Genomic DNA, 6,000 nt, shown 5'->3' with positions numbered 1-6,000 from the left:
CGAAATCCTCACAGCGTTGGAGTCAACTAAACCGTCAGCAGTCCCGCTCGCCATCACGGCGGGCTAGAGGGGCCGTTTTGTTGTTCCCGCGTAATGAACCCGTACTCTGGCCGTCTCATAGAGGTGGATCGTTTGACCACGCCTGTGTTGAGCACTATGCATTAAGTTGATGCGGATGTCATGAATTTTGCGCACAGCGTCGATATCTCGCTGTAGTTTTCGTGATTCTTCAACCGAAAATGGTTATGTTCAAGTCAAAGCTCGATCAGTTCATGGGTAGGAGGAGATTGTTTTGAAGAGGTACAAACGTTCACGAGGGGGGCCGAAGGTTTTCGGAAGGCTTATCGCCGCCGCTACGGCTTTTGTGGTGTTGTTTTCTGGGGCGACTGTGGCCTCAGCAGCGGAGGTCGCAACTCCGGTGATTGATGAAGTGACGGTTACGCCTTCGATCGGGGATGAGTTCTCATATCGAGGTGCTCCCGTATGGGTGGGATTTTCAGGAACCATCGGCCCCGATGTTCAAGCGGGCGACACCTCACTACTGACGCTACCAACGCCTCTCCATTTCGGCGACGACGGTCTAGTTCCTTTCGCGCTTACAGCGAGCGATGGTTCAAAGATCGCTGATGTAGCGATGAATGCCGATGGCACCGGCGTGATTCTGACTTTTACGGATTACGCACAGACGCATCTGAGCACTGATTTCAGCGCACGTTTCCCGATGATCGCCGGTGGCCCCGACACCGACCCACGCGTCTACGATCTTGTCTTCACGAACGGGGGGGCTGAGTTCCATGCGAGTCTTGATATTCGTGCCTCTGTTGCCCCATCCGGTGTCCGGTGGCCGATCTTCAACCGCTTCACTCGAGCGGATAAAGGCACGATCGAGACTCGTCAGGCGTTGGAAACCCTGGTTGTTTCCCCGAACACCGCATGGACTGAGAGCACCGTTCGAATACTTCCTTCTGTGTCTGGGAATCACACCTTCGATTGTTCAACGGTTCAAATTCGTGAGTACGACGGAGGCCCCGTTCCAGATTGGGACGCAGCGGATGACATCCTTCGCCCCGTAACCGACCCTTCGGTCTACGAGGTAGTGACCGAATGTGACCCAGTCGACGGGATTGAAGTTCGTTTCATCAAGCCGGACCCTGTGTCGGGTGTGCGATACGTGGTCTCGGCGCGATCTGACGTCAGTGACCGCGATGTTTCTCTTCAGTTCAGGTCGAGCGAGCGCTCGCGCACGGTCCTCGCGGACGGTACGACGAGGACCTCGGCGACGTTCACTACGGAAACCCGTACGCTGGGCGGCTCAGGCGGCGGCGCGGGCGAAGTTGAAGGCCCCTCGCTTCGCGTTGAGGCACTAGTTGAGCAGGATGATAGTTTCGTCCCACTTGCGGATGCAGCCCCTGGGACCACATTCACGCCTGGCGATCACCGGGTGTACTACCGCATCACAAACAACGGCAACGTCGGTCTTGAGAACCTTGCTGTCGATGACGTGGTAGTCGCTGGCAATGGTGTCGTGAATCTTGACTGTGATTTCACGGACGTTACGCTTGCGCCCGGTGATGTGTATGTTTGTGCCGGGGACCTCGAGGTGACCACAGATGAGCGGGAGTACCAGACGGTTTTCTCTGTGGAGGGAGACTCTGTCCTAACGGGAGCACTTGCTCACGCTGAGGTTGAATGGTTCGGATACGCATTGTTTGCCGACATCCAGATCAGCTCTGAAGTGAGTGTTCCTCACGGGGCAACTGTCGCGCCCGGTGACACGATCACGTACACGATTCGTGCGATTAACACTGGAACTGGTCCCGGATTCGGCGGATGGTTCAACAACCTCGACGGCGTCCTAGACGACGCTGAGGTGTCCGTTCAGCCTGCGGTGGTTACCAGTGGCACAGGCGGGTATACGGTGATCGGTGCCGACGGTCTGACCGTAACGGACGGGGGTGGGGCTCCCATCCAGGCGATTGGTGATGGGGACAATGCTCGGCTGTTGGCGGGCTTCGACCTCGACGTCGGTCAAGAGGCCACGTTCACCTACACGGTAGTGGTCAACGCCTACGGAAAGCATGGAGACGCAAACGTGGGCAATCACTTCCGCGCATACTACGGTGAACCTCTCACTGAGGTCCCGGAGGCATGGATGGACGGTTGTGTCGCCGGCGATATCGACGGCACAGAATGCCACAGTTTTGTGCACCCCGTCGCTGCGCCGGCCCCAAGTGAGACGACGCCTCCAGCGCCGAGTGATGGAACGGGCCCAGCGACGAGTGGTGGGGCGGGCCTTGCCACGACAGGTGGGGATGCCCCGATCTGGCTCAGTGTTGGCGGTGCAGCCGTGCTGTTGCTCGGGGTTGCGCTGTTCGCGGCGAGCCGGGTCAGGCGGCGAGGCGTGGAATGACAGTGACCTGATAAGCGATGACGGTGGGTCCACTCGGTTTAGCGTGGACTCACCGTCCGTCTGCTTCCGCGACGACACGGACGAGCTGTTCTCGCAGCTTGACGCGCTCACCATCCGCACCGGCATGGTCACGAAGAGCTCGCAGCACGTCGAGCTGTACCGTGTGCGTGATGTCTCGTCGTCGGAGAGCGCGTTTACTGGTGGGAAGGTCTCGCTTGCGATGCAGGACGGGACGGTGCATGTCGCTCAACCGATCCAGCGTGCTGACGCGGTGGCGACACGTATCCGAGCCATGGTGAACGCGGCGAAATCTTCCCGCAACGTTCAGCACCGCGAAGACCTGTAAGCCCCTCAGAAGTGACAGAATCCCCCGGATGGCCGACTATGGCTGTCCGGGGGATTTCGTACGTCTACGCTGCGCTGGCGGTCCCCTCGACACGACTCGAACGCGTAACCGACGGATTAGAAGGAGCGCTGAGCTTTGCGACGGTCCGCGGCGTACTCGCGGCGCTTGTTCCGGCACAAATCGCACGGGCAGTTGTGCTTACCTTTCAGGCCCTGGCCGTGGCCCACCACCCGCCTGCCAGGCGCGAGAGGGACAGGATGCTCAAACACGCCTGCATCGATGAGGTGCTTGCGGTGGCTCGCGCGTTTCGCCGTGCGACGGCGGTGGCAGTTCGCGCACACCACTTCGCACTTCTCGATCTCCGACAAGATCAGCGCCCATGACCGGGTAGACCCCGTGACAGCTGTGCTGATGTTGAACCGCTTCTCGACACCGGGAAGGTGATCGAATTCGAGCACGATCGGATCGGCTTCGCTGCAGTCCACGCACGGATGCTCCGAGAGGAACTCCACGAACAGTCGGAAGTTCTTCGCTCTGTGCGCGGCCTGTAGCGCTGCCAATCGATCTTTATCCCTCGCCATAACCCAATGATAGCGCGACTCGATCTAACGGTGCCCCCTACTGGATTCGAACCAGTGACCTGCGGATTAGAAAGCCGATGCTCTTCCTCTGAGCTAAGGAGGCGACCACTCTAGGCTACCCGCCGACCAGACCTCTCCGGAATTCGGATGGAAGGCAACGTCAGCATCGCCTCCTCGATCTTCTCGTCCCGAACCTTCACATACCGTTCGACGGACTGAGTATCACTGTGGCGCATCGCTGCAGCAACAACGATGGTGGGCGTGCCAGCTGCGATCATTTCGGTTGCGAACCAGGCACGCATCTGGTGAGGACGATGCGGGACGCCGGCGCGCTTGAAAGCCTTCGACAAGACGTTGGAGACGTTCGCTGCGGTAACGTGCTCGCCGAGACGGGTCGGGGAGGGGAACAGCCAGCCGGACGTCTTCCACGTCTGCAGGTGCTCCCAAGTGACGGGGTGGAGTGGCCGCCACACTTCCTTGCCACCCTTGGCTTCGACGGACAAGATCCGCTTGTTGCGCCAGTCGATCGATGATCCTGATACTGCGGCGATCTCAGCTGCACGCATGCCCTGGTAGGAGTACAGCAGCACCCACATGCGGGTACGCCGGTAGATGCCTGAATGGAGGATGTGCTCGATGTCAGCAGTGGTCACCGGGTCCGGTTCAACCTTCGGCACTCGCACCTTTGGGAGGCGCGCTGCGGGATTGTCGAGGCGGAACTCTTCCTCCTGCATCCAGGTGAAGAACCCGTACATCATCGACTTGTAATGTGCTCTCGTCGAGGCAGCGATACCAGGCCTGCCGAGATCGCGAACGAGATCGTGACGGTTGATTGTGAGCAAGGTCTTCCCGGTGCGATTGAGCATGCCGCGCAGAACATAGACCCGTTCTCGGATGCTCTTCGTGGTCGACCCGGAGGCATGTTGATAGCTGGTCCAGTACACGATGAAGGCTTCGTCGTCCATATCGTCTCCCTGTTGAGATGTTTCTCGGGAGACTAGGGATAGCCAGCGATCGGAGCTAGTGCTCATGCGGTCCGAGCGGCTTTCCGCGTGCGGAAATCAGCGAGATCTGAAACTGCCGCTTTGTAATCCGTCGGTCGCAGGTTCGAATCCTGCCGGGGGCACCTCATCCATTGCGCAGTGCACAGACCGCGTCGTCTGCGCACCAGAAATCACCGACCAGGCGAAATGTGCCCGTTGCGAGGTGAAGTCGCTCTGCACGATATTTGAGCCCCATCGGGTCGGAGACGATCCGCAGATGGCCGAGCACGCGGTCGTCATCGTTCTGCACTCGCCACAGATGGGCGGATGCCCGGATCAGCCGTTCACGGCTCGAAGTGAGGCGTGGCGTGGCATAGGGGAGTGCGGGCAGTAGTGCGTGCTGGGTCTGTGACATCAGATTCTCCTTTCGCCTCGACAGTACGACCGGCCACTGACATTGCACGGAGTGCTGCGGAAGTCTCCTTTTCTCCACTGATCGGGCATTCGTGCGAGTTCTCCACCGAACGTGGTTCTGGGCCGATCTCACTTGGTCCCTGAGGTGCACTCTGAGAGCACCCGGGCGAGCCCCGGCACCAAAAGGAGAAAAGATGAACGACACTGTGACAATTCTCGGTCGCGTGGGAGGCGATCCGAATCGCAGCCAGACCCCGGGCGGAGTTCCCGTGGTGAACTTTCGCGTCGCAAGTCCGCAGAGCCGCTACGACGCCAAGACGCAAAGCTGGATTGAAACTGGCACCAACTGGTACAACGTCTCGGCGTTCCGCCAGCTCGCCGAGCACGCGAAGGCGTCGCTGCGCACGGGCGATGGTGTGATCATCACCGGCAAGCTGCGACTCCGCGAATGGGAGAGCGGCGGAAAGAAGGGGATGAGCGCCGATATCGATGCCGAGACGATCGGCCACGATCTGCGCTGGGGCGCGAGCGCTTTCGCCAAGGCCCGTCCGGCTGGCGCAGCCTACGTGGCGCCGACTGAGGGTCGAGAAGCCGATGCCGCCCCTGCTGAGGATGAGATCCCTGATGGCGACGGAGCGGGCGCGGGATCGGACAGCTTCGCAGCCGAAGACGAATGGGCGGTACGCACATGAGGCCAGCGATGTGTCGCATGTCAACGCTGGGATGAGAAGAATCTGGCAGCGTTTGACGGGGTGCGCACATAGGATCGGAGCGTGCCCCGTCGACCTGCTCACTCACGTCCCTATGCCGTCGTCGCCGGAGTCTTGATCTCTCTGGGGCTCGCACTCACCGCGTGTGCGCCTGAACCGGCTCCAACGCCGACGCCGACAGCGGTGTCGACCGCGACGGCGGAACCCACGCCGGAGGGGCCGGTGTTCCATCCTGATGGGACAGCCGAAGACAATCTGCCCATTTTCGAGGCAGTCACCGCGCAGGTGTGGGCAGCATCAGGAAGCTCTTCTGGGCGTGCGTACATCGACGCGCTCGTCGCCGCCGGTTTCGATAAATCTGCGATGCAGGTCACCCAGGACCTCACGACAGTGGGGCACGCGGTAGAGAGCATGCAGTTCTCGGTGCGCTGGGGTGACGCGCAATGTCTGGTCGGACAGGTCGGGCCGTCGACCGGGAATCCGGTGACGATGGTGATGGATCAGCTCGCCGAAGGACGATGCCTCGTAGGCAGCACCAGGCCGATCGACTGGTGAT

7 protein-coding genes and 1 tRNA gene are annotated in these 6,000 nt (G+C 60.4%); 4 read left to right on the top strand and 4 right to left on the bottom strand.

The genetic code is table 11. From position 1 onward, the window contains the following. Positions 1 to 292: 292 nt before the first annotated feature. Both ACTU6U_RS06990 and ACTU6U_RS06985 read left to right on the top strand, forming a co-directional pair. Positions 293 to 2,410 carry a DUF7927 domain-containing protein gene (locus ACTU6U_RS06990; RefSeq protein WP_443468420.1) on the top strand — a complete coding sequence of 706 codons (2,118 nt, stop codon included), beginning with the start codon at positions 293 to 295 and terminating at the stop codon, positions 2,408 to 2,410. Positions 2,411 to 2,453: 43 nt separating this feature from the next. Continuing rightward, positions 2,454 to 2,756 (top strand): hypothetical protein, encoded by a 303-nt coding sequence (locus ACTU6U_RS06985; protein WP_443468419.1) that lies wholly within the window; start codon positions 2,454 to 2,456, stop codon positions 2,754 to 2,756. 116 nt (positions 2,757 to 2,872) lie between these two features. Here ACTU6U_RS06985 and ACTU6U_RS06980 read toward each other — a convergent pair whose 3' ends face one another. From ACTU6U_RS06980 to ACTU6U_RS06965, 4 genes are all read right to left on the bottom strand, one after another. After that, entirely contained in the window at positions 2,873 to 3,337 is a 465-nt protein-coding gene (locus ACTU6U_RS06980) for a hypothetical protein (RefSeq protein WP_443468418.1), read from the bottom strand. A gap of 31 nt (positions 3,338 to 3,368) precedes the next feature. Further along, a tRNA-Arg gene (locus tag ACTU6U_RS06975) sits at positions 3,369 to 3,440 on the bottom strand. A gap of 7 nt (positions 3,441 to 3,447) precedes the next feature. Then, positions 3,448 to 4,302 carry a tyrosine-type recombinase/integrase gene (locus ACTU6U_RS06970; RefSeq protein ID WP_443468417.1) on the bottom strand — a complete coding sequence of 285 codons (855 nt, stop codon included), beginning with the start codon at positions 4,300 to 4,302 and terminating at the stop codon, positions 3,448 to 3,450. Between the two features lie 163 nt (positions 4,303 to 4,465). Further along, on the bottom strand, positions 4,466 to 4,735 hold the full coding sequence (locus tag ACTU6U_RS06965; RefSeq protein ID WP_443468416.1) for a hypothetical protein: 270 nt from the start codon (positions 4,733 to 4,735) through the stop codon (positions 4,466 to 4,468). A gap of 193 nt (positions 4,736 to 4,928) precedes the next feature. Here ACTU6U_RS06965 and ACTU6U_RS06960 point away from each other — a divergent pair, with 193 nt between their 5' ends. Both ACTU6U_RS06960 and ACTU6U_RS06955 read left to right on the top strand, forming a co-directional pair. Further along, a complete protein-coding gene (locus ACTU6U_RS06960) occupies positions 4,929 to 5,426 on the top strand; it encodes a single-stranded DNA-binding protein (RefSeq protein ID WP_443468415.1) in 498 nt (165 codons plus the stop codon). 81 nt (positions 5,427 to 5,507) lie between these two features. Beyond that, entirely contained in the window at positions 5,508 to 5,999 is a 492-nt protein-coding gene (locus tag ACTU6U_RS06955) for a DUF6993 domain-containing protein (protein ID WP_443468414.1), read from the top strand. Position 6,000: the final 1 nt, after the last annotated feature.

The organism is Microbacterium zouquanmingi, from assembly GCF_052266695.1.
In the GTDB taxonomy this organism is placed as follows: domain Bacteria; phylum Actinomycetota; class Actinomycetes; order Actinomycetales; family Microbacteriaceae; genus Microbacterium.
This window is presented reverse-complemented; position numbering and strand designations above follow the sequence as displayed.